Annotated in this window: 28 protein-coding genes; 14 read left to right on the top strand and 14 right to left on the bottom strand. The window is 41.8% G+C overall.

Features of this window, described 5'->3' with window-relative positions:
* Positions 1-3: 3 nt before the first annotated feature.
* From MTF66_RS19965 to MTF66_RS19945, 5 genes are read right to left on the bottom strand one after another with little or no spacing between them, the layout of a single operon-like run.
* The gene (locus tag MTF66_RS19965) at positions 4-297 is read right to left on the bottom strand and encodes a lipid asymmetry maintenance protein MlaB (RefSeq protein WP_054561094.1); all 294 of its coding nucleotides are present in this window, start codon (positions 295-297) and stop codon (positions 4-6) included.
* A complete protein-coding gene (locus tag MTF66_RS19960) occupies positions 290-967 on the bottom strand; it encodes a phospholipid-binding protein MlaC (protein ID WP_248528202.1) in 678 nt (225 codons plus the stop codon). The genes MTF66_RS19965 and MTF66_RS19960 overlap by 8 nt, the downstream gene beginning before the upstream one ends.
* Before the next feature lie 2 nt (positions 968-969).
* Complete coding sequence (gene mlaD, locus MTF66_RS19955; protein WP_054561096.1) at positions 970-1,518, bottom strand: outer membrane lipid asymmetry maintenance protein MlaD; 549 nt, start codon at positions 1,516-1,518, stop codon at positions 970-972.
* Between the two features lie 13 nt (positions 1,519-1,531).
* Positions 1,532-2,311 (bottom strand): lipid asymmetry maintenance ABC transporter permease subunit MlaE, encoded by a 780-nt coding sequence (mlaE, locus tag MTF66_RS19950; protein WP_054554167.1) that lies wholly within the window; start codon positions 2,309-2,311, stop codon positions 1,532-1,534.
* Positions 2,304-3,122 carry an ATP-binding cassette domain-containing protein gene (locus MTF66_RS19945; protein WP_082665651.1) on the bottom strand — a complete coding sequence of 273 codons (819 nt, stop codon included), beginning with the start codon at positions 3,120-3,122 and terminating at the stop codon, positions 2,304-2,306. Before MTF66_RS19945 ends, mlaE begins: the two co-directional genes overlap by 8 nt.
* Before the next feature lie 248 nt (positions 3,123-3,370).
* Here MTF66_RS19945 and MTF66_RS19940 point away from each other — a divergent pair, with 248 nt between their 5' ends.
* The 12 genes from MTF66_RS19940 to mgtE all read left to right on the top strand — a co-directional run bounded on the left by MTF66_RS19940 (position 3,371) and on the right by mgtE (position 12,738).
* On the top strand, positions 3,371-4,339 hold the full coding sequence (locus MTF66_RS19940) for a calcium/sodium antiporter (RefSeq protein ID WP_248528198.1): 969 nt from the start codon (positions 3,371-3,373) through the stop codon (positions 4,337-4,339).
* Between the two features lie 3 nt (positions 4,340-4,342).
* Positions 4,343-5,314: a KpsF/GutQ family sugar-phosphate isomerase gene (locus MTF66_RS19935; RefSeq protein ID WP_062566529.1), complete on the top strand. Its 972-nt coding sequence runs from the start codon at positions 4,343-4,345 to the stop codon at positions 5,312-5,314.
* A gap of 3 nt (positions 5,315-5,317) precedes the next feature.
* Positions 5,318-5,869: a 3-deoxy-manno-octulosonate-8-phosphatase KdsC gene (gene kdsC / locus MTF66_RS19930; protein ID WP_054561100.1), complete on the top strand. Its 552-nt coding sequence runs from the start codon at positions 5,318-5,320 to the stop codon at positions 5,867-5,869.
* Positions 5,866-6,420: an LPS export ABC transporter periplasmic protein LptC gene (gene lptC, locus MTF66_RS19925; protein WP_058585932.1), complete on the top strand. Its 555-nt coding sequence runs from the start codon at positions 5,866-5,868 to the stop codon at positions 6,418-6,420. The genes kdsC and lptC overlap by 4 nt, the downstream gene beginning before the upstream one ends.
* The gene (gene lptA, locus MTF66_RS19920) at positions 6,410-6,931 is read left to right on the top strand and encodes a lipopolysaccharide transport periplasmic protein LptA (RefSeq protein WP_217875674.1); all 522 of its coding nucleotides are present in this window, start codon (positions 6,410-6,412) and stop codon (positions 6,929-6,931) included. Before lptC ends, lptA begins: the two co-directional genes overlap by 11 nt.
* Complete coding sequence (gene lptB / locus MTF66_RS19915; RefSeq protein ID WP_054561103.1) at positions 6,928-7,653, top strand: LPS export ABC transporter ATP-binding protein; 726 nt, start codon at positions 6,928-6,930, stop codon at positions 7,651-7,653. The genes lptA and lptB overlap by 4 nt, the downstream gene beginning before the upstream one ends.
* 115 nt (positions 7,654-7,768) lie before the next feature.
* A complete protein-coding gene (locus MTF66_RS19910) occupies positions 7,769-9,265 on the top strand; it encodes an RNA polymerase factor sigma-54 (protein ID WP_248528195.1) in 1,497 nt (498 codons plus the stop codon).
* Positions 9,266-9,292: 27 nt separating this feature from the next.
* On the top strand, positions 9,293-9,580 hold the full coding sequence (gene hpf, locus MTF66_RS19905) for a ribosome hibernation promoting factor (RefSeq protein ID WP_058585935.1): 288 nt from the start codon (positions 9,293-9,295) through the stop codon (positions 9,578-9,580).
* A gap of 3 nt (positions 9,581-9,583) precedes the next feature.
* Positions 9,584-10,036, top strand: a complete 453-nt coding sequence (gene ptsN / locus MTF66_RS19900; protein ID WP_054561106.1) for a PTS IIA-like nitrogen regulatory protein PtsN — start codon at positions 9,584-9,586, stop codon at positions 10,034-10,036.
* Positions 10,037-10,882, top strand: a complete 846-nt coding sequence (gene rapZ / locus MTF66_RS19895) for an RNase adapter RapZ (RefSeq protein WP_054561107.1) — start codon at positions 10,037-10,039, stop codon at positions 10,880-10,882.
* A gap of 13 nt (positions 10,883-10,895) precedes the next feature.
* A complete protein-coding gene (locus tag MTF66_RS19890) occupies positions 10,896-11,168 on the top strand; it encodes an HPr family phosphocarrier protein (RefSeq protein ID WP_054561108.1) in 273 nt (90 codons plus the stop codon).
* 211 nt (positions 11,169-11,379) lie between these two features.
* Entirely contained in the window at positions 11,380-12,738 is a 1,359-nt protein-coding gene (gene mgtE, locus MTF66_RS19885) for a magnesium transporter (protein ID WP_054561109.1), read from the top strand.
* A gap of 78 nt (positions 12,739-12,816) precedes the next feature.
* Here mgtE and MTF66_RS19880 read toward each other — a convergent pair whose 3' ends face one another.
* Positions 12,817-14,994, bottom strand: a complete 2,178-nt coding sequence (locus tag MTF66_RS19880; protein WP_248528191.1) for a YgiQ family radical SAM protein — start codon at positions 14,992-14,994, stop codon at positions 12,817-12,819.
* Between the two features lie 120 nt (positions 14,995-15,114).
* Positions 15,115-17,310: an EAL domain-containing protein gene (locus tag MTF66_RS19875; protein WP_248528189.1), complete on the bottom strand. Its 2,196-nt coding sequence runs from the start codon at positions 17,308-17,310 to the stop codon at positions 15,115-15,117.
* Between the two features lie 259 nt (positions 17,311-17,569).
* Between MTF66_RS19875 and MTF66_RS19870 the strand changes: the two genes are divergently transcribed.
* Together MTF66_RS19870 and MTF66_RS19865 are read left to right on the top strand one after the other, a co-directional pair.
* Positions 17,570-18,076, top strand: a complete 507-nt coding sequence (locus MTF66_RS19870) for an SRPBCC family protein (protein ID WP_248528187.1) — start codon at positions 17,570-17,572, stop codon at positions 18,074-18,076.
* Positions 18,045-18,932: a TIGR03899 family protein gene (locus tag MTF66_RS19865; RefSeq protein ID WP_248528185.1), complete on the top strand. Its 888-nt coding sequence runs from the start codon at positions 18,045-18,047 to the stop codon at positions 18,930-18,932. Before MTF66_RS19870 ends, MTF66_RS19865 begins: the two co-directional genes overlap by 32 nt.
* A 33-nt stretch (positions 18,933-18,965) precedes the next feature.
* Here MTF66_RS19865 and MTF66_RS19860 read toward each other — a convergent pair whose 3' ends face one another.
* The 7 genes from MTF66_RS19860 to dusA all read right to left on the bottom strand — a co-directional run bounded on the left by MTF66_RS19860 (position 18,966) and on the right by dusA (position 23,797).
* Positions 18,966-19,733, bottom strand: a complete 768-nt coding sequence (locus tag MTF66_RS19860) for a TIGR04219 family outer membrane beta-barrel protein (RefSeq protein WP_054561114.1) — start codon at positions 19,731-19,733, stop codon at positions 18,966-18,968.
* A 4-nt stretch (positions 19,734-19,737) separates the two neighbouring features.
* On the bottom strand, positions 19,738-20,724 hold the full coding sequence (locus tag MTF66_RS19855) for a DUF2333 family protein (protein WP_054561115.1): 987 nt from the start codon (positions 20,722-20,724) through the stop codon (positions 19,738-19,740).
* A gap of 8 nt (positions 20,725-20,732) precedes the next feature.
* The gene (locus MTF66_RS19850; protein WP_248528182.1) at positions 20,733-21,239 is read right to left on the bottom strand and encodes a copper chaperone PCu(A)C; all 507 of its coding nucleotides are present in this window, start codon (positions 21,237-21,239) and stop codon (positions 20,733-20,735) included.
* An 80-nt stretch (positions 21,240-21,319) separates the two neighbouring features.
* Entirely contained in the window at positions 21,320-21,646 is a 327-nt protein-coding gene (locus tag MTF66_RS19845; RefSeq protein ID WP_054554146.1) for a hypothetical protein, read from the bottom strand.
* Between the two features lie 9 nt (positions 21,647-21,655).
* Positions 21,656-21,862: a PspC domain-containing protein gene (locus MTF66_RS19840; protein WP_054554145.1), complete on the bottom strand. Its 207-nt coding sequence runs from the start codon at positions 21,860-21,862 to the stop codon at positions 21,656-21,658.
* A gap of 10 nt (positions 21,863-21,872) precedes the next feature.
* Entirely contained in the window at positions 21,873-22,547 is a 675-nt protein-coding gene (locus MTF66_RS19835) for a PspA/IM30 family protein (protein ID WP_130166183.1), read from the bottom strand.
* 236 nt (positions 22,548-22,783) lie between these two features.
* Entirely contained in the window at positions 22,784-23,797 is a 1,014-nt protein-coding gene (gene dusA / locus MTF66_RS19830; RefSeq protein ID WP_282454149.1) for a tRNA dihydrouridine(20/20a) synthase DusA, read from the bottom strand.
* Between the last annotated feature and the right edge of the window lie 9 nt (positions 23,798-23,806).

Here is a 23,806-nt window from a genome sequence, read left to right as displayed (position 1 = left end):
ATCTCACTCAAATAGGTTTGTGACCTGACCCAACTGCATTAAATTTTGCAATTGTTCAGGGCTATTTTGCAGTTCAAGGTGAATACCTTGCTGCTTTAATTCTGCGAAAGAGTGAATTAACCAAGCTAAGCCCGCCGTGTCAACCCTAGATAGCCCAGAAAGGTCAAAATACCATGTTTTATGGCTAGAATCTGGCTTGGCGTTCAGAAGGCGTTCACGGCCGATTGAATTTCGAGTCAGTTCGCCACTGACTCGAAACTGGTTATCTTCAAGTTGAGTAATCTCGACTTTACTCATCGCCACCATCACCTCTAAATTGCACTGGCAGTTGGCTCTTCTGCTCTAGTAAGTCACTTACATAATCTAGACCATGTTGGCGTAAAATACCTTGTAATTCACTTTGTTTAGCATCAAGCAAACTAATACCTTCTGCAATCATATCGTACGCGCCCCAGTCACCAGTGCGGTCTTCACGTACTTTAAAGTCGATTCTGATATCAGGTTTACCGGCTTCAACAATCTTAGTTTTAACAACCACCACATCTTGGCCTTTGAAAGGCTGAGGCGGAGCAAACTCAACGCTTTGGTTAGTGTATTGAGTAAACACACCTGCGTAAGTTGCAATTAAATACTTTTGGAAAACGTCAATGAAGCGTTTTAACTCTTTAATTGCCTTTGCTTTTTCCTCTTTATCTTCGATAGCACGCACCTTTGACACGTGATTACCTAATACGCGCAGTGCAGCATACTTGTAGTCAATGTAAGGCATTAGCTCTTCTTCTACGATAACGCGTAGATGCTCTTTGTCTTTCGCAATAAGAGGTTGGTCTTTAGTAATACGTGCAAAAGTATTATCTGACACTGTACGAACCATTTTGTAAGGGTCTTTTAAATCAACCTTAGGTTCAGCGGCTTGTGCGTTTAGGCTAAACAGCACAGCAATACATAATAAAAACTTCTTAAACATAATTATTCACCACCCTGGTTGAATAAGAACTGACCAATTAATTCTTCTAAAACAAGCGCTGATTTTGTATCAGTAATGTAGTCACCGTCTGCAAGCGCTTTGCTTTCAACACCAAATAAATCATCTAGATCTGTATCATGCTCACTTGCTGTTACATCTTCACCCATACAGCGTTGCTCAGCAGATTCAGGAGCAATAACAGGGTTAATGCCTAAGTACTGCTCACCTAAAATACCTGATGTCAAAATAGAGATTGATGTTGTGTCTGAAAACTTACATAAGTAATTTGCATCAATCGCCATATTAACCACAGGCACAAACTCTTTTGGGTGAATAAAGATTGATTCAACTCGGCCAACAACTACACCACCTACTTTGATAGGCGCACGTGCTTTTAAAGAACCAATGTTTTCAAACTTTGCGTTCAATTGGTAAGTCTCACCACTACCACTAATGCCGGCATTCGCAACTTTAAATGCTAATAATGCAAATGCAGCGATACCAAGGGCTACAAAAAAGCCAACTAATATTTCTAATTTCCGTGAATTCATCTTTATACCCTAATTAGCTGGTAAACATTACCGCTGTTAAAATAAAGTCAAAACCTAATACTGCCAATGACGAGTGCACAACGGTTTCTGTTGTCGCTTTACTGATCCCCTCAGATGTAGGAACACAGTCATAGCCTTTGTAAAGTGCAATCCAAGTCACAATCATGGCGAATACAAAACTCTTAATCATGCCGTTCACAATATCTTGTTGGAACGACACTTGCGCTTGCATGATTGACCAGAAGCTTCCTGAGTCAACACCAAGCCAATCAACACCCACTAAATGAGCGCCGATAATAGCAACCGCAGAAAATATTAATGCAAGTAATGGCATACTGATAAAGCCAGCCCAAAAACGCGGTGCAATAATGCGTTTAAGTGGATCAATAGCCATCATTTCTAAGCTTGATAATTGCTCGGTTGCTTTCATTAAACCGATTTCAGCAGTAAGTGCACTGCCCGCGCGGCCTGCAAACAGTAACGCTGTTACTACAGGGCCTAGCTCCCGTAATAAGCTCAATGCCACTAAAGGCCCTAAGCTATCTTCAGCACCATAGCCTACTAATACGGTGTAACCCTGCAGGGCGAGCACCATACCGATGAATAAGCCTGACACCATAATGATTAAAAGAGATTGCGAGCCCACCATATATAATTGGCGAACAAGTAAAGGCGTGCCTTTTTTGAAGTTCGGCACATTAACGAGTGCACCAAACAGCATCTGAGTAGAACGGCCAAGCGCTGCAAAGCGCCCTAATGTTTTGTGACCTAACTTCTGGAATAGATCAAGCATTATGCACTCCTAGTAATTCATCATCATACGCAGGAGCTGGGAAATGGAATGGTACAGGGCCATCCGATAAACCATTTAAGAACTGTTGCACAAGCTCAGATTCATGGTTTTGCATTTGCTCTGGAGAACCTTCGCCTATCACCCCTTGATCAGCAATAATAATCACGTGATCAGCAATGCTCATAACCTCTGTTACATCATGGGTCACGATAAGTGATGATAAACCTAGCACCTCATTCAGTGATTTTATTAGCTTAACTAACACACCCATAGAGATAGGATCTTGGCCAGCAAATGGTTCATCGTACATGATAAGCTCTGGATCAAGGGCAATTGAACGCGCCAAAGCAGCACGGCGAGCCATACCACCAGAAAGCTCAGACGGCATTAAGTCTTGTGCCCCACGTAAGCCGACAGCTTGTAATTTCATTAAAACGACAAGACGAATTAAGTCTTCGCTGAGTTGAGTATGTTCACGCAAAGGAAAGGCGATATTGTCAAACACTGACATATCGGTAAATAAAGCGCCACTTTGAAACAGCATACTCATTTTGGTGCGGGCAGCATAAAGCTCCTTGCGAGTCATGCCAGGAATGCTATTGCTTTCAAATAAAATGTCACCAGAATCAGGTTTAAGCTGACCGCCGATTAAGCGTAACATGGTGGTTTTACCAATGCCGCTTGGTCCCATGATAGCGGTAATCTTGCCTTTCGGAATGTTAAAACTCATATTTTTATATATGATTCTATCGCCCCGTGAAAAGGTTACATCCTTGATTTCTACTATTGATTGCGACAAGTCGCTCTCCATAACGTTTTTCACTAGTTTTGCCATTTTAAGGGTTTTTTAGTCAAGATGGAAAAAACAAATCGTAAAATTTTGTAATATTTTCTATCAATAAATTCTAAAGCTAGCTGCAAAGAGCTTAACGACACCTGAAATTTAGTTTCCTCGTCAAGCACGCTTTATGCTCGCCAGCCCATTCTTTTACTTATACTTTCAGGTTCGCTTTTGTTACTATTTGCAGTCATCTGTATAAGTAATGTTGGCGTATCACAATGGTGACTTCTTTTGTCATTTTAATTATTGGTTTTGCTGCACTCGTTTGGAGTGCCGATCGATTTGTTTATGGGGCGGCTGCACTCGCAAAAAATATGGGGATCCCCACCCTAATCATTGGTTTAACCGTTGTTGCTATGGGCTCATCAGCCCCTGAAATGATGGTATCTGCATCGGCAGCACTTGCTGATAAAACAGATACTGCAGTAGGTAATGCTATAGGTTCTAACATTACTAATATCCTACTTGTACTTGGTGTCACAGCCTTACTACGCCCTCTTTCAGTATCTTCAATGACACTTAAACGCGAAATGCCGCTGGTATTGTTAATCTCAGTAGCAGCTTGGTATGTGTTCTCAGATAACTATTTTTCATTCGCTGAAGGCATTGCCTTGATGATTGCCTTTGCAGTGTTTATTGGTGGCTTAGTTATTGTATCTCTGCGTGCTAAAAACCAAGATGACCCATTTGTCAGCGAAGCATGTGAAGACGTTCCGAACGATGTAAGCACTAAATCTGCCGTGTTTTGGTTAATCATCGGCATGATTTTATTACCAGTCAGTTCACACTTTTTAGTTGAATCAGCCGTTGATATCGCAAAATATTTTGGTCTATCAGACCTTGTAATAGGTTTAACCATAATTGCTATTGGTACCAGCCTACCAGAGCTGGCAGCCTGTATTGCTGGGGTATTAAAGAACGAAGACGATTTAGCGCTTGGGAATATCGTTGGCTCAAACATTTTCAATTTACTCGCCGTATTACCACTTGCGGGTATTATCAACCCATCAATTATTGACCCATCTGCGGCAAACCGCGATGCACTTATCATGATTGCAGCAACCGTTGTATTGATTGCCATGTCATTGAACTTTAAAGGTGCTCGTCGTATCAATAGAGTAGAAGGTGGCTTCTTGTTAGTCGCATTTATTGCATATCAGGGCTATATTTTCAGCCAAGTAGGATAATTAATGACACAACCTAGCTTTATCGCGCAGGGTAAGCGCGTACTCGAAATTGAAGCACAAGCTTTACAAGAAATTGAGCAATATATAAATCAAGATTTCGATAACGCTTGCCAATTAATGTTCCAATGTACAGGTCGTATTATTGTGATTGGTATGGGCAAGTCTGGCCACGTTGGTAATAAAATTGCGGCGACCCTTGCAAGTACTGGCACACCGGCATTTTTTGTTCACCCTGGCGAAGCAAGCCATGGTGATTTAGGCATGATCACCCGTGATGATGTGGTGATGTGTATTTCGAACTCAGGCGAAACCAGCGAAGTACTTAGCATTATTCCTGTTATCAAGCGCATTGGCGCAAAAATGATTTCACTCACAGGCAACCCAGACTCAACCATGGCAAAACTGTCTGATGTACATGTGTGCATTAAAGTAAGCCAAGAGGCATGCCCGTTAGGCCTTGCGCCAACTGCAAGTACCACAGCAACACTTGTGATGGGTGATGCTATGGCGGTTGCACTACTTGAAACCCGTGGTTTCACAGCCGATGATTTTGCGCTTTCGCACCCGGGTGGCAGCTTAGGTAAACGTTTATTGCTTACATTAGATGATGTGATGCACGCAGGCGACGCAACGCCAATCGTTAGCGAAACCCAAAGCATTAAAGACGCGCTAATCGAAATGTCAGCCAAGGGCCTTGGTATGACCGCGGTGATTGGTGCAGATGAAAAGTTAGCCGGATTATTCACTGATGGTGACTTACGCCGTATTTTAGAACAGCGCATCGATATCCATAACACGGCAATTAGCCAAGTAATGACCCGTTCATGTACAACTGCTCGCCCTGATATGCTTGCAGCTGAAGCTTTAAATATTATGGAACGTAAACGTATCAATGGTTTAATTGTGGTAGATCAAAGTAATACGCCAATTGGTGCCCTTAATATGCAAGACCTATTAAAAGCAGGAGTTCTTTAAGCAATGACATTCGCCGAGCTATACCAGCCTCTTAGCCCTGATGTGAGTCAGCGCGCACAAAAAGTAAAATTGCTAATCTGCGATATAGATGGTGTTTTTTCTGATGGCCGAATTTATTTAGGTAATGATGGCGAAGAGCTTAAAGCATTTAATACTAAAGATGGCTTTGGTATTAAAGCGCTCATTAATAGTGGCTTTGAAGTGGCAGTGATTACTGGCCGCCATTCACAAATAGTTCAGCAGCGAATGACTAGCCTAACTGTTCAGCACATTTATCAGGGACAAGAAGATAAGCTGATTGCTTATCAAGAGTTAAAAGATAAACTGGGGCTGACTGATGAACAAATTGCCTATATTGGTGATGATGGTCCAGACTTACCAGTAATGGAAAAAGTAGGGTTTGCTGTTGCTGTAAACGACGCACACCCACTGATTAAAAAGCTGGCTCATTACACCACACTATTACCAGGTGGCTTTGGAGCTGTGCGTGAATTAACTGATTTACTGATGTTAGAAAACGGTAAGCCGTTGACTAGCGATGGAACCAGCGCATGAATATAGCCCGTATTTTACTGAGTATTGTTTTTGTTTGTTGCATGGTGTGGTTGTGGTACCCGTACTTTAACCAATCAACAGACACAATAACTAGTGAAGACGAGATCATCGCAACACCTGATTACACCGCAGTGGCCTTAAAGCAAACAGCGTATGACGAGCAAGGCAAAATTAGTCATAAAGTGGCTGCTGCTAAAATGGAGTTGTATCAACAATTAGGGTTTACCTTTTTTGAGCAACCTATTTTTACTATTTATGGCGACCAGCAGGTTTGGCAAGTAAAAGCCAAAGAAGCCACATTGTACGAAAACGATCAGCTGATTTTTGAAGGGGATGTAGTTGCTAAAAACTTAACCCACAACGGCATGATTGAAGATATAAAAGCAGAAAACATTAATGTCGACATTGATAAAATGACCATGTTTTCTAAGCAACCTGTGACACTAACAGGACCGAATTTAAAGATTACCGGTAAAGGCTTAAAAGCCGATTTAAAAGCCGAAATTGTTGAGTTAACTAACCATACACGAACTATATACTATGACCAATAAACTGAAGAAATTACTCCTGATCCCAAGCTTATTGATTGCTTTTTCGGGCGCAGCTGCCGAGCAAACAGGCGCTCAAATTAGCATTAGCTCAGATCGCCAAGTAGGTAAACTAAAAGATGGCGTTGGCATATTCGAAGGTAACGTAGAGATCGTGCATGGTAATCGTCGTATTACCGCTGAACGCCTTGAAGCACATGGCGGCGACACCGAAGGTACAGTAGAGTTAATTATTGCTACAGGCACACCAGCTTACTTCGAAGAAAAGCAAACTGATGGCACCGTGATGAGCGCCAGCGCCGAAGAAGTTCGTTATGATGTTGCAAAACGCTTCTTAACCTTAAATGGTGAAGCTGAAGTTACTCAAGCTGGTCAAAAAGTGACAGCTAAAAGCATTACCTATGATATGGCACAGCAGCTGATCAGTGCTGAAAAAGACGAAAATTCAACAGATCGTGTACACACTATTTTAGTGCCTGTTGAAAATAAAAAAGACAATAAAGGCCAACCATGAGTACATTAAAAGCAGAGCTTTTAGCTAAGAGCTACAAAGGCCGCCAAGTGGTTAAAAATGTCGGCCTTGAAGTTGAAGCAGGCAGCATTGTTGGCTTGCTTGGCCCAAATGGTGCAGGTAAAACCACCACCTTCTACATGATTGTAGGCTTAGTACCAAGCGACAAAGGTAAAATCAGCATTGATGATAACGATATTACCCTTTTACCAATGCACAATCGTGCCCGCTTAGGTATCGGCTATCTGCCACAAGAATCGTCAATTTTTCGAAAGTTAACGGTTTACCAAAACTTGATGGCTATTTTAGAAACCCGTAAAGATCTAAACAAAGCAGGTCGCGAAGAAACACTAAATAGCTTGCTCGATGAATTTAGCATCCAACACATTCGCGATAGCCAAGGTATGGCACTGTCAGGTGGTGAACGCCGCCGCGTTGAAATTGCCCGTGCATTAGCCGCTAATCCTAAATTTATCCTTTTAGATGAGCCTTTTGCTGGTGTTGATCCAATTTCAGTGTTAGATATAAAGAAAATAATTGAGCACCTAAAAAATCGTGGTATCGGTGTACTAATTACTGACCATAATGTTCGAGAAACCCTTGATGTTTGTGAAAAAGCCTACATTGTTTCTCATGGGGAGCTAATTGCATCAGGCACACCTGAGCACGTATTAGCAGACCAAACTGTACGCGATGTATATCTAGGCGAGCAATTCAGGCTGTAACCATTACGCCAGCGACTAGAGCATCTGCTAGACTAATAACAATGACAATAAATCGATAATGACTTAACTGTGTTTGCACAGTTATCGATAACTTTAAAAGGATTGTTAGGGATACATGAGGCAATCATTACAGCTGCGCATGGGCCAGCAACTTACAATGACTCCACAACTGCAACAAGCTATTCGTTTGTTGCAGCTCAGTACATTGGATCTCCAGCAAGAAATTCAAGAAGCGCTTGATAGTAATCCTCTACTTGAAGTGGAAGAAGCGGATTACAACGAAGAAAGCACCGGCAAGAATGAGCAAAAAGCTGAATCTGAGGATGTACAAGTCAGCGCGTCTGCCGAAGAAGCACCTAGCGAGTACGAGCAAGAAAGTAGTGACGCTCTCAATAAAGACACCGTAAGCGATGACTTAGCCATGGATGTCACCTGGGATGAGTACATGAGTGCCGCCCCTTCAACATCGTCAGGGCCAATGCCTGAAGATGAATCTATCTATCAAGGTGCATCAACCGAAACCCTTCACGAATACCTAATGTGGCAATTGCAACTCACGCCATTTAGCCCTACCGATGAAGCGATTGCTGTGGCAATTGTAGAAGCTATCGATGAATCAGGTATTTTAACGGTAAGCTGTGAAGATATCGTCGAAAGCTTTAATCAAAATAGCGATGAAGAAGAAATCGAACTTGATGAAGTCGAAGCGGTCTTAAAAAGAATTCAGTTATTTGATCCTGTTGGTATTGGCGCACGCAGTTTACAAGAATGTCTGTGCATTCAGTTACGCCAATTCGATGCTAATACGCCATATTTAGCTGAAACTAAAATGGTTTTATCTGAGCATATCGAATTATTAGCGAGTCGCGACTATCGAACTTTGATGAAAAAGACTAAGCTTAAAGAAAACGAGCTTAAAGAAGTGATGACGCTCATCCACAGCTTAAATCCTAAGCCTGCGGATAGCATAGTACGCGAAGAGTCTGAGTACGTCATACCTGATGTATCAGTAAAAAAAGTAAAAGGTCGCTGGGTAGTCGAGTTAAACCCAGACTGTATGCCAAAGATTAGAGTGAACAGCCAATATGCGGCGATGTCTCGCTCTGTTAAATCAAGTAGCGACAGCCAATTTATTCGCTCTCACTTACAAGAAGCAAAGTGGTTTATTAAGAGCTTAGAAAGCCGTAACGATACGCTATTAAAAGTGACCAACTGTATCGTTCAACAACAACAAGCTTTCTTTGAGCATGGCCCTGAGGCAATGAAGCCGATGGTGCTAAATGATGTTGCTGAAATGGTCGAAATGCATGAATCGACGATTTCACGGGTAACAACGCAAAAATATATGCATACCCCTCGGGGTATTTTTGAGTTGAAATATTTCTTCTCAAGCCATGTCAGCACCGAAAATGGTGGTGAGTGTTCTTCTACAGCAATACGCGCTTTAATCAAGAAGTTAGTCGCTGCAGAAAACTCAGCTAAACCATTGAGTGATAGCAAAATTGCAGATATATTGGCTGAGCAAGGAATTAAAGTAGCTAGACGTACAATTGCAAAATATCGTGAGTCTCTAGCAATACCTCCGTCTAATCAGCGTAAGAGTCTGATTTAGACGTTTTACATAGAAGGAAAAATGCTTATGCAACTAAATTTAACTGGTCGTCATGTAGAAATCACAGATTCATTAAGAGACTATGTAAACACCAAGTTTGCGAAACTAGAAAGGCATTTTGACCATATTAATAATGTTCATGTCATTCTAGATGTAGAAAAATTAAGCCAAAAAGCAGAAGCAACTTTACATGTAAACGGAGGCGAATTGTTCGCTTCTACTCAGCATCAAGATATGTACGCAGCCATTGACTCACTGATCGATAAACTTGATCGCCAAGTCATTAAACACAAAGAGAAATTAGCTCGACATTAAATTATGAAACTAAGTTCACTTACTAACCAGGACTGCAGCAAAGCTGCGGTCCTTTTTAATAGCAAAAAAAGAATTCTTGAATATATCAGCGAACTGGCCCACCAGCAGCTTCCTCATTTATCGCAACAAGATATCCTAGATGCTTTACTCAACCGAGAAAAACTAGGTAGCACCGGCATTGGCCGAGGTATTGCTATTCCACATGGCCGAATGAGCGGCGCAGATGAGCCTCATGCATTTGTGATAGTGAGTGAATCCCCTATTAATTTTGATGCAATTGATAATCGTCCAGTTGATATTTTTGTGGCACTCATCGTACCAGATGGTGACTGTCAGCTTCACCTAAAGACCTTATCAACAATTGCTGATAGACTTAAAGATAAAGAATTTTGTAAACAGCTGCGTAGTGCTACTACCGATCAGCAACTGTTTCAGGTCATATCAGCAGAGGCATAAATGGAATTAATAATTATCAGCGGTCGCTCAGGCTCAGGTAAATCGGTCGCTTTACGAGTACTTGAAGACTTAGGCTATTATTGCGTTGATAATATTCCGGTTAATTTACTGCCTTCGCTCGTACGAAGTGTGTCTGATAACTACGATAAAATAGCGGTCAGCATCGACGTGCGCAACTTACCGAAAGAGCAGCAAGAATTTAATGATATTCTTGAGTACCTGCCAGGTTTCGCAAACCCAACACTATTCTATTTAGACAGTGATGACCAAACTCTGATCAAGCGCTTTTCAGAAACACGCCGCTTGCATCCACTATCTATTGATTCTTTGCCGCTTGATCTGGCCATTAAACAAGAAAAAATCCTGCTTGATGTGTTGATCACTCGCGCTGACTTTATGATTGATACTACTGATCTGAGTGTTCATCAGTTAGCAGAATCAATTCGCGAAAAGATTTTAGGTAAAAAAGATAAAAAACTAATTATTACTTTTATGTCGTTTGGCTTTAAGCATGGTATTCCTAAAGAAGCTGACTACGTTTTTGACGCACGCTTTTTACCTAACCCACACTGGGAACCTGATTTAAAGCCACTAACCGGCCTTGATCAACCAGTAAAAGATTACCTAGCTAGCCACAGCATAGTGCAAAAGTTCACGTGGCAAATACAAACCTTTGTGCAAACTTGGTTGCCACATTTAGAGCGCAATAACCGCAGTTATCTGACCATTGCTATTGGTTGTACCGGCGGCCAGCATCGCTCTGTTTACTTAGCGCAAACAATTGGTGAGAGCTTTGCCAAAAGCCATGCTAATGTAAAAATTCGCCACCGCGAACAAGACATTTAATTAGGCACCAACAATGCACGCTGAAGATACCTTTTTAATTCAAAACAAACTTGGCTTACATGCTCGTGCTGCTACTGTTTTAGCGCAATTAGCACTGCAATTTGATGCCAAAATTACGCTTTATCAAGATGATAAAGAAGCTGAAGGCGACAGCGTGTTAGCATTAATGCTACTTGAAAGTAGTCAGGGTAAAGAAGTTCGCGTTGTGTGCGAAGGCCCTGACGCCGATGCTGCATTAACGGCAATCGGCGAATTAATTGCACAACGCTTCCACGAGCAAGAATAGCATTTGCTAAGACTTCAAGGTTTACGGTAAACTTAATTCGGATATTTAAAATTCCCTTTAAATATCCTACTTTTATATCGCTCGCTTTTCTAAATTACAAAACTCTTAATAAATTTATCGCAGTGCGACGATATCTCTGCAAATACACTACAAAGCAACTATGCTGTATTTGCTTAACCTATTTAAACTTTTTTCAGTTGTAAGGACGCCAATGCCAGAAGCCTTTGAACAAGATTACCCACTACAACAACTCAAACAAGTGACCAAGTCACTCAATAGTGGTCAATTTGTTCAAGTGCGCGGTATGTTAGCCAAAACGGCACCTTGTGATACAGCCCTTTTACTTGAATCTTCTCCCCATAAAATTCGTCGTATGCTTTGGCAGCTGGTTGATCCAGATGTCCGTGGTGATGTTCTAGAAGAACTCTCTGAAGACGTACGTCTTGGCATTATTGCCCAGATGGAGCCTGAGCACATTGCTGCTGCCACTGAAGATATGGACGACGATGACTTAGGTGAGGTTTTACGTAGTCTTCCTGATACCGTATATCAAGACGTTGTCAGTGCCATGGACTCGCAAGATAGAGAGAGAGCAACTCAAGCACTTTCTTATCAAGAGCGCTCAGCCGGTGCCTTGATGAACAGCGATACGGTCACCATTCGTCCTGACGTTACCCTCGATGTTGTACTACGCTATTTACGCTTACGAGGGGAGCTACCAGAGGGTACCGATGACTTATATGTAGTTGATAAGCATAACTGCTTTTTAGGCGCGCTTTCATTAACTACATTGCTGACCAGTCCTTCAGATAAAATTGTTCGTGATTTAATGGATGAAGACTGTGAGTCAATCCTAATCTCTATGGATGAAAGTGATGTAGCGCAACTGTTCGAGCGTCACAACTGGATTTCAGCCCCTGTTGTGGATGATAACGCTCACTTGCTTGGTCGTATTACCATCGATGATATCGTTGACGTAATCCGTGAAGATGCAGAGCACAGCATGCTAAGCCTCGCTGGTCTTGACGACGAAGAAGATACCTTTGCGCCAGTGCTAAAAAGTTCGCAGCGTCGCTCTATTTGGCTTGGGGTTAACTTATTAACCGCATTGTTAGCAGCAATTGTGGCAAGCTTTTTCGAAAACACCTTAGCAATCTTGCCTATTTTAGCGGTACTCAATGGTATCGTACCTTCAATGGGAGGTGTTGCGGGTAGCCAAACCTTAACCCTGGTTATTCGTGGTATAGCGGTAGGTCATATCAACCAAACCAACCAACGCTTCTTATTACTTAAGGAGCTTGCGATTGGCGCACTGAATGGCATTATTTGGTCGATATTAATTGCTGGTGTGGTTGCCCTATGGCAGTGGGACTTTAAACTCGGCGCAGTACTGGCCTTTGCAATGTTTATGAATCTTGTTGCCGCTGGTATTGCGGGTGCGAGCATTCCACTAATTCTTAAGAAAATGAAAATAGACCCAGCCCTTGCAGGGAGCGTGGTGCTGACAACCGTGACCGATATTGTTGGTATCTTTGCCTTTTTAGGCACTGCAACCTGGTTATTAATCTGATACCAATTCGCAATAATACTTAGTTAAGCGAATTGGTATAAATAAAAACGGCCCTTAAAGGGCCGTATTTATATCTATTTACTTTGCGCGCTGCTTATTTTTACCTACTCGAGGTTTGGTATTGGCCTTTTTAAACTGGCTAAAACCGGTGTGACGAGTCAATGCCGCACGGCCTTTACCGCCCTTTCCTCTAGCAGCTTTCTCGTTACGACCTTCTTCAGGTACCAAACAGTTCGGTCCTTTACCGATTAGATTCGCTTTGCCCATTTTTCTTAGTGCTTCACGGATCATCGGCCAACCAGCCGGATCGTGGTAACGTAAAATCGCTTTGTGTAAGCGACGCTGACGTGCGCCTTTTGGAACAGGCACTTGCTCAGTATTGTTCTTAATATTGCGCAGCGAGTTCATTTCAGTGTGATAAATCGTGGTTGCATTAGCCATCGGTGATGGATAAAAGTTTTGCACTTGATCAAGCTTAAAGTCATTAGACTTTAACCACAACGCCATGTTCACCATATCTTCGTCTTTCGTTCCTGGGTGAGCAGAAATAAAATACGGGATCAAATACTGCTTTTTACCCGCTTCTTTTGAGTATTTATCAAATAGCTCTTTAAACTTATCGTAAGCTCCCATGCCCGGCTTCATCATCTTAGACAATGGGCCATCTTCAGTATGCTCAGGGGCAATTTTTAAGTACCCGCCTACGTGATGGGTAACCAACTCTTTTACATAGCGAGGGTCTTCAACGGCTAAGTCATAACGTACGCCAGACGCTATCAGGATTTTCTTAACACCTTTTACATCACGGGCTTTTTTATAAAGCTCAATAGTTGGGGTGTGATCCGTGTCCATGTGCTTACAGATATCAGGATAAACACATGATAAACGTCGGCACGTACTCTCTGCTTTTTTACTCTTACAGCGTAACTTATACATATTCGCTGTTGGTCCGCCTAAGTCAGAAATAACCCCTGTAAATCCTGGCACTCTGTCACGAATTTGCTCAATTTCATCAATAATTGATTGCTCAGAACGGCTTTGAATAATACGTCCTTCGTGCTCTGTAATCGAACAGAAAGAACAACCACCAAAGCAACCACGCATGATGTTCACCGAAGTTTTAATCATTTCATAAGCTGGGATTTTTTCATCGCCGTAGCTTGGGTGCGGAATACGCTGATATGGCAAACCAAATACGCCATCCATTTCTTCAGTTTCAAGCGGAAATGCAGGCGGATTAACCCAAATAGAACGGTCGCCATGGCGTTGAAATAACGCACGTGCACAACCTGGGTTTGTTTCTTGGTGCAAAATACGCGAGGCATGGGCATAAAGCGGTTTATTCACGCTTACTTGCTCATACGCTGGTAGCTTAACGTAGGTCTTTTCCCAAGGCTTAGGGCGAGCTGGCTGGATAGTGATTGGCTTAGCCGCCTCGGCACTTAAATCAATACCTGCTTTTTTAAATTCTGATTTACTACAACCCACATCATCTGCGCCATACGGGTTTGGAATTGGATCAATCTTACCGATTTTATCAATTGCAGTTGAGTCACTACCACGCCAACCCGGTAATGGTTCCTTACGAATAACCGCAGTACCACGAATATCTTGAATTGTGTCAACCGACTCACCCGCGGCAATACGGTGGGCAACTTCAACAAGTGGGCGCTCAGCATTACCGTAAATTAGAATGTCAGCTTTGGCATCAAACAATACGCTACGGCGTACTTTTTCTTGCCAATAATCATAATGAGCAATACGGCGTAAACTCGCCTCAATACCACCAATGATCAGCGGCACATCTTTATAAGCTTCGCGACAGCGTTGGCTGTATACAACTACCGCACGGTCAGGACGTTTACCGCCTATGTTACCCGGCGTATAAGCATCATCATGACGCATACGCTTTTCAGCAGTATAACGGTTGATCATCGAGTCCATATTACCCGCTGTAACACCAAAGAATAAGTTAGGCTTACCTAACGCCATAAAGGCATCTTTTGAGTTCCAATCAGGCTGCGCAATAATACCAACACGAAAACCCTGTGACTCAAGCATACGCCCTATCACAGCCATACCGAAACTTGGGTGATCTACATACGCATCACCACTGACAATGATCACGTCACAACTATCCCAGCCTAACGCGTCCATTTCTGCACGAGTGGTTGGTAAAAATGGCGCCGTGCCATAGCATTCAGCCCAATACTTAGGGTAAGAAAACAGGCCTCGCTCGGCTTTTAATGCGCTCATAAAGTGTACTCTGCTAACAAAAGGGGCGAATTATACCTCAGTCTTATAGATTATTATAGAAAACAAAACGCCCTCACATGGGAGGGCGCTGTTTAATTAATATGCTTTTGTTGAAACTTTCTATTGTTTAGCTTGCAGGTAGGTAATTAACTCTTTTTCTGGCATAGGCTTAGCATACATGAAGCCTTGCACTTCATCACAGCCAAGCTGGGCTAAATAATCTGCTTGCGCTTGTGTTTCGACCCCCTCTGCAATGGTTTTTAAGCCTAACCTTGCACCAAGAGAAATAATTAACGCAGCAATCGCCTGACAATCTTGACCTGGTAAATCTTTAATAAAGGCGCGATCTATTTTAAGTCTGTCTAGCGGCAGTTTTTGCAAGTAACTTAACGATGAGAACCCTGTACCGAAGTCGTCAATCGCAATCTCGATACCAAACTCTTTAAGCTCTTTTAATGTGGTGATCACATTAGCTAGCTCATCCATTACCACGCTTTCGGTCACTTCGAGTTCAATAAACTGCGGTTTTACATCGTACTTAATTAAAGTGTCTTTAACCTGCTGCGCATAGCCTTTAACTTTAAATTGCGGCACTGAAACATTTACAGCAATGCTAATTGCAAAGCCCATTGCTTCGAGGCGCTTTTGCTGCATACATGCTTGCTCTAGCACCCATTGCCCTATTTCAACAATTAAACCGGCATCTTCTGCCATAGGAACGAAAATCGCCGGCGAAATATACTGACCATTACCTGACGGCCAACGCAGTAGCGCTTCACAGCCAATGATTTCAAGTGTATTTAAATCAAGTTGTGGCTGAAACCAAACCTCTAATTTACGCTGCTCGAAATCTTGACGAAGTTGTCTGATGATCCCTAAACGCCAAGCCATTTTCTCTTCCATGTCTGGGGTATACGTCACCACCATTTCAGAAGATTGTTTTTTAGCTTGGTTAAGCGCAATGTAGCCCAACTTTAAGGTCTCGATCCCTGCTTGTAAGAAATCACCTTGATAACATAGGCCAATATTAAAGTTGATTGGTAAAATGTGTTCACCGGCATTAAACGGCAAACTTAAATGCTCGCGTAGTAGCTCAACATCACATTCACCAACGGGTAACAGTAAGCCAAACACATCTGCACCAATACGCGAAAGCAGCTTTGCATTTGGGTATTCTTGATGCAGTCTATCAACAATGGCATTTAGTAATAAGTTACCAATCTCTTGGCCTAAGCCATTATTAATATCTGAGAATTGCGCAACATCAATTAATAAAAAGACATAGTCACTTTTACCCGGCTGGTAGTAACGCTCCACTTTATTCATGAAATCGTTACGATTCGATAAGCCAGTTAAAACATCTTTATAAGCTGCATCACGTAAACGGTTGAACAACCTAACATTATCAAGACCAACACTGACATTGGTTAAAAATATCTCTGCAAATTGTAGTTGTGAAGGACTTGGTGTGTGCTCGGTTTCTAAGTAAATAGCAGCTTGGCGGTTTTTGCTTTTTAATAAATACGTACTGTCTACACCGGTGTGCTGATGCTCACCTTGGGCTAGGCAGTTATTAACTTGCATGATAATACGGCCATCATCAAGCTGCTCAATACCCTGGCCAATAAACTCATTATATTCAGCACAACCACCTAAAACATAAACCTGGTTATCATCTTCGATAGAACCACAAAGTAAACCTTGCGGTTCGCAATCTAAAATAATTGAGAGCTGCTTAATCACTGCCATCGAAAAAGCTTTGATATCAGTAAAACCAAGAATAGCCTTAGATGCATACAAAATATTATTTAACGCGCGGCTTTGAAATTCGAGCTGACATACTTGCTCATAAGAGCGAATAGCCGTTACAAGAGCGGTAATAAGTTTACTACGTGTTAGTTCTGTTTTTGTTTTGTAGTCGTTAATATCGTATTCGCGGATCACTTTTTCTTCAGGTGCATAGCCTGGTTGTCCGGTACGTAAAATAATGCGCACATTGTGATTATTAAGGCACTCTCTAACCTGCTTTACAACTTGCAAGCCAGCATCATCTGACTCCATAACCACATCAAGGAGTATTACCGAAATCGAATGATCATTTTTAAGTAGTTCGAGCGCTTCTGCACCTGAGTAGGCATGATGGAATCGCAGCCCTTTATCCCAGAACTCAACGCCTGAAAGAGCAAGCTTAGTAACTGAATGTATTTCTGGATCATCATCGACAATTAATACGTCCCAAAAATCAGAGACAGTTTCATCCACTAACTGTTCGTCATCTTGGTCACTAAACAAAAAGTCGTTACTCTCTGATGCCATTAATAATTCCTTAGAGTGATCCCCGTAATACTGTAACTATGGCGCCACTCCATTTTACAGCGATGCTCAAAATTCTATCACTTATTTAACTATGATACATTAGTGATAGCTTATATAGTATCAAACAGATTATAGTCTATGTTACGTATAATGTTATGAAAGTTATAAAACAATTGCCTGAGGTGAGATTATTAAAATACTCATTTTTACCCTAAAAGCGATTTTTATCAGCATTCTGATCTCACTTGTGATTGGGCTCATGCTTTCACCGCAATATACCGTTCACAAATCAATTAAAGTGAATGCGAGCAGTGCTGAGGTTGCGAGCCTTGTTGGCGACTTTAATCAATGGCACAAATGGCAACCATGGCAAGCTGTCGACCCGAGTATTGAATTTACCATTGCAGAACCTAGCCAAGGTGTGGGTGCACATCAATTTTGGCAAAGTCGCTTTGGCGAAGGTGAAATGACCATCACCCAACTCGACAACAGCCAACTTTCATTTAATATCTTATTTAATAAAGAACACATTGCCCAGGGCACAATCCGCTACTTACCTGAAGGCGATAACGTTAACATTGAGTGTTCACTAAAAGGTGAGGTCAACACCCCTATTATTGGTGGCTACCTTGCTTTACTAAGCCAGTATATTCTCAATAACACGGTAAAACTGGCGCTCAATAACATCAAAACTCATGCGCAGTTAGCAACAACAGGCAAGGACAGTGTGACCGATGACAGTGAAAGCAGCTCAGGCGAGAGTTAATCTTGCTAATATCATAGAAAACCAGCTTGGCTACCCGATTCATAAGGCATCATCGGCTAGGATCAACCATGCTGGTGATGACAGCTATTCAGCACAAGGTCAACAGCAGTTAGCTTATCAAATTAAAGCGCAAGCAAGCCTTTTAGAGCGCGCTCAAACTCGCCAAGAAATTCAATTTATAAAACGCCAAGAAAATATCGAAACCATTATGGCGATGGCCATGGCGTTTTGCCCCGATGTCACAGGCCAACATCAGCCAGATTTTGATTGGATAGAGCGCTTTATTAGTTTATGTGAAGACACAGCTAATTCTTCAATGCAAAAGCTATGGGCAAAAATACTCGCAGGTGAGACCGTGTCACCGGGCACCTTTTCGATTAAAAGCCTACAAACACTTAAACACATGACACAGCGCGAAGCAGATGCCCTTCAGCGCTGTACATCACTGTGTGGCTTCAATGAAAAAGATAACAGCCACTTAATTTTACTCGGCTTTTACAAAAAACCTTCGCTGTTTGATTTACTTAGAAAAGGTAACAAAGTGTCATTTAATTTAGGGAAAACCCCTGTTAGCTTTCCTGACATTCTTACCCTGATGGATATTAACTTGCTGTATCGAAAAGAAATCGAGTCAGCGGTTTTAAAAGCAGGCCAAGAACTAGTACTGAGCTTTATGAATCAACGCTTGGTTTTAAAAGCAAAAAGTAATGACTTAGTACTCAGTTATTATAAATTTACACAAACGGGCGACGAGTTAAGAAAGCTAATCGCATCGCCAATAAATAAGGCTTATAAGCAAATACTTTCAACATCATTAGAAGATGAATTTGAAGTTAGCTGGCAAGCTTTAAAATAAAACTGCCAGCTAAATATAAACCGAAAAACTCGATTAGAAGTGGATTTGAATACCCGCAAATGGGCCTGATGCATCTAAATCTGTGTAGATATCATCGATATCATCAAGCTCTAAAGTCATTGAGCGGTAACCCGCTTTAATGTCCATATCAATTGCTAAGTTATCAAGTAAAGCGTATGCAACACCCGCTTGGTAGTCTTGAATTTTGCTATCGTCGATAGCCAGTAAGCTACCTTCAAAGAATACGCTTAAACCTGTTAACGGCAAACCAACTTCAGCACGACCATACACTAAAGGTACGAAACCAGAAAAATCAACGCGCTCAGTCGTGTTTTGGCCACCATCTTGCGATGTACCCGTTACCGTAATTTCACCGTCAAATTGTTTAGCGTTTACACCTAAATCAATTGAAACCAAATCATTATCAAAGATTTCGTAATATAGGATGTAGTCAACATGTGATAAATCACTCACTGTGCCTACTTGTGTGCCTACAACGTAATCAGAACCACCAAAACTAAATGTTTCATCAAGTGTTGTATCACCATTTAACTCAAGTTCAGTGTATTTTAGTTTAATGTTTGGTACTAACGGCACTGGGTGCTCAAGTGCTGCGTAGTAGCTCGTAAACGTTTCATCATCAAATTTAAAGCTTTGTAGATTTCCGTCTTGAGCAAAACTACCGCTGTTATCTGATTGCCAGCCATCAACACCTAGGTATAAACCTAATAATGTATCAGCTTGCGCTGTTGGAGCTAAACAGGCCATTGAAAGGGCAGCTGCTAAACAGTACTTTTTCATCATTTTATCCTTGCGCTAAAAGTTCGCTAAGTTCAATTAGAGCCGCATTGGCTCGAGAAATATAATTCGCCATGACCAGTGAGTGGTTAGCAACAAAACCAAAACCACTGCCATTTAAGATCATTGGGCTCCACACAGTTTCTTGCGTGGCCTCTAATTCACGAATAATTTGTTGCAGACTAACACGAGCATTTTTCTTTTCTAAGACATCAGCAAAATCATATTCAACCGCTTGTAAAAAGTGCAGTAATGCCCACGTTGCACCACGCGATTCATAAAATACATCATCAATTTGCCACCAAGATGTTTTTACTTGGCTTTGCAAAGGGGTGTATGTTGCTTGATGAGCCGCAGTATCGCCAGCTAAATCAGTATTTAAACGATCTTGGCCAACACTTGCGCTTAGACGCTGACTTAAACTACCTAAGCGCTTTTCAGCTTCTTTTAACCAGCCACGTAAGTTATCGGCACGGGCATAAAACTGGCTATCTCGATCGTTCTGATCCGCAATTTGAGTGCGGTACACAACCAGTAAATCAATACCCTTTTGATATTCAGTTTCTGCGCTAGGCCATGCCCATGCTACCGAGCTTATATTAAATTGCGGCTGTGCTTTTTTAAGCGCTTCGTGCTCAGTTGATTGAGACTGTGAACGACTGAAGTCTTTACGCATCGACAACACTAAATCTCGGGTCATCTCAAGCGCGCCATATTCCCACGCCGGCATGTTATCCATCATTACACTTGGTGGCATCATATCGTTAGATAAATAACCGCCAGGCTTATTTAATAATGTACTTGCCACATTGATCAATGTAGTTGTTGTTGTGTAGCCGGTGACAAACTTTTCACCGCGCATTTGCGCTTCCTGTTTTGCCTTGCTAACAACATCCATACGAGCCGGTTCACTACTCCAGTAAACAGCAATCGCGTAAAAAATAATTAGTATAATAAGTAATGCACTGGCTATTTTTCCTTTATGCTCAGACATAATACCTCCTAGTGATGTGAGTGCTCTTTACTTTTTTTTGATGCCTGCTCAGACATTTCTTGTAAAGACACAACCTTGGCTTGAGTAAAAACTCGATTGCCATCATTAAAATATAGCGTGAGTTTTCGTTCTTGCCCTGCTTTTAGTTGATCTTCAGGTTCAAAGACCATTAAGTGATAACCACCCGGTTTAAACTCAACACTGCTGTGACCATCAATCTTTAATGATAAAACCTGTTCCATTTTCATCATGCCATCAACATGAATATGCTGATGAATTTCAACGCGTCCTAAACCATCAAGCTCAGCTTTAGTTAATACCGTTGCATGCTCGCTTGGGTTAGTAATAGTTAAATAAGCCACGCTGGCTTTACTGGCTGGTAAAAATTCACGAACCTGCGCGTTGCTTACGGTTACTTCGGCAACATCGCTATGATCATGGCCACTATGGGCAGATGAAAAAGTACTAAAGAATAAACTTGCGGTAAGAAAAGAGAGTGCGGGCCACAGTTTCATTATGTTTTAATCCTTGTTAAGACATTAACTTACCCGCTAAATTTAGCATATTTTATGTATTAAGGCAGTTTATTAGTACCTTAAGCTGGCGATTTTTTGTTATCGGCAATCAACCAGCATAATGCTGCGATTAGTAAAAGTGGCCATGCAATCATTACTGAGCCAAATAAAAACGCAAGCACAACACCAATCAAAGCAACAACACCTGCGCCTAGCAGCCCAATAGTGAATAGCGCAACACCTGCAACGACGGCAATGACTGCCACTATTGCACCGATGACCTCAAGCCCAGCCCAACTCATATCAGCAATTGATAAAGGTAATTGCCATGAGTCAAACGATACAAATGAAACCGCATCAGTGCATAGTAATAACATTGCCAAAATGATGATAGCTAACGTTTTCATATCCTACTCCTAGTAACCTTTCACTGGTAAAGTGCAATGAGCCACTAAATAACCCACGCCTATTAACAGCGGCATTTGAATAAGTAATATGATCATGACCAAACGTGTTGACCATACAGGGAAGCCCAAGCGCGCAGCGAGTCCGCTACACACACCCGAGATCTTTTTATTACTCAGATCACGGTACCAACGTGTCGATGTGTGATAAGTATTCATTATTAACCTCCTAAGCCGACTGCTTCATCGTTGCTTTCAAGTCAGCAAGCTCTTTATCGATTGCTTCATCTTTCTCAAGGGCAGCGAATTGTGCTGCTGTTGAATTTGCAGCATCACTTTGTGTCAGTTCATACGCTTCAACTTGCGACTCAATGTTTTCAACGCGCTGCTCTAAGTAGTCAAAACGCGCTAATGCATCTTCAACTTTACTGCTATGCAGCTGCTCTTTTACTTTTAAGCGTGCTGTAACAACGCGTTCTTTTTGCATGTAAGTCAGCTGTTTGGCTTTTGCATCTGCAAGCTTGTTTTGTAAACGCTGACAATCTTCTGTCAATTTAGCGAGTGACTCTGCCACTTTATCCATTTCAGCTTGTTGCGCTTCGATTTCTGTCGTTAAGCGCTGCTTTTCAACTAATGCTGCTTTGGCAAGATCATCGCGATCTTTACTCAGCGCTTTTTCTGCTTTCGCTTGCCAGTCAGCTACTTTTGCTTCTTTTGCAGCAATTTCACGCTTCATTTGCTTTTCTTGCGTTAAGAATGTCGCAGCAGTTGCACGGCATTCAGTCAGTGCATCCTGCATTTCTTGCACGAGTAGATTAAGTAACTTTTCAGGATCTTCAGCTTTGTCTAGTGCTGCAGAAAGGTTTGCCTGAATAATGTCATTTACGCGATTTAATACACCCATGTGACTCTCCTGTTGATTATTGGGTTAATATAGCTAGGAGATTCCAATTCTTGTGCCAACTAACAAATAAATTAAATTTGTTATTTAGATACAATAAGTTGAGTCAATTAAATTTAGATTTAGGCTGACTAGTGACTGAATGAAAAATAACTAATTTGACTAAAAAATTAACTTTTTCACCAAATTTTAGGATCAAAAAAAGCCACAAAATGTGGCTTTTTTAATAGGCTTTGTGATTAGGCTTCTGGGACAAAACTTAAGGCTTTATCCATAACAGATAAATCGGCCGCTTTACCATGGCCTTTTTCTGAAAGGTGGCGTCTAAAACCACGCGCACCAGGTTGCCCTTGAAAAATTCCCAACATATGGCGAGCAATATGCCAAAAGTTAGCGCCTTTGCTCATTTCATCTTCAATATAGTCATACATCGAGCGCACAACCTGATGACGACTTAGCGTAAAGGCTTCATCACCATAAATGTTTTCGTCGACCTCAGACAAAATAAACGGATTACTATACGCTTCACGACCAATCATAATGCCATCAACATACTCAAGGTGAGCTACGCTATCAGCAATTGTTTTCACGCCACCATTTAAGCTTAAGTGAAGTTGCGGATAATCTTTTTTCAACTGGTAAACGCGCGGGTAATCAAGAGGTGGGATCTCTCGGTTTTCTTTTGGACTTAAGCCATTTAACCACGCTTTACGCGCATGAATAATAAAGTCATCACAGCCAACATCATGACTTGCTTCAATTAAAGCACATAAAAACTCATACGAGTCTTGCTCATCAATACCAATGCGCGTTTTAACTGTAACAGGAATAGTCACTTCGGCCTTCATTGCAGCAACGCAGTCAGCAACCAGTTTAGGCTCAGCCATTAAACAAGCACCAAAACGACCATTTTGCACGCGATCAGACGGACAGCCGACATTTAAGTTTACTTCATGATAGCCGCGCTCTGCCGCTAACTTTGCACACTTAGCCAACGCTTCAGGATCTGAGCCACCAAGTTGCAGTGCCACTGGCCCTTCATGCTCATTAAAGTGTAAGTAATCGCCTTTACCAAATAAAATAGCGCCGGTTGTCACCATCTCAGTGTAAAGCACAGCATGCTTAGTCATTTTGCGGTGAAAGGTTCGACAGTGACGATCAGTCCAATCCAGCATAGGTGCCACGCTAAACCGCCTAAACCCTGTATTACCTGCTATTGCTGGGCTAGAGCCCTTATTTAGTGTGTTACTCATATAATTCGA

Source organism: Pseudoalteromonas sp. 2CM39R (genome assembly GCF_023161845.1).
Note: the sequence above shows the minus strand (reverse complement) of the source record. Positions and strands in the feature narration are given on the sequence as shown.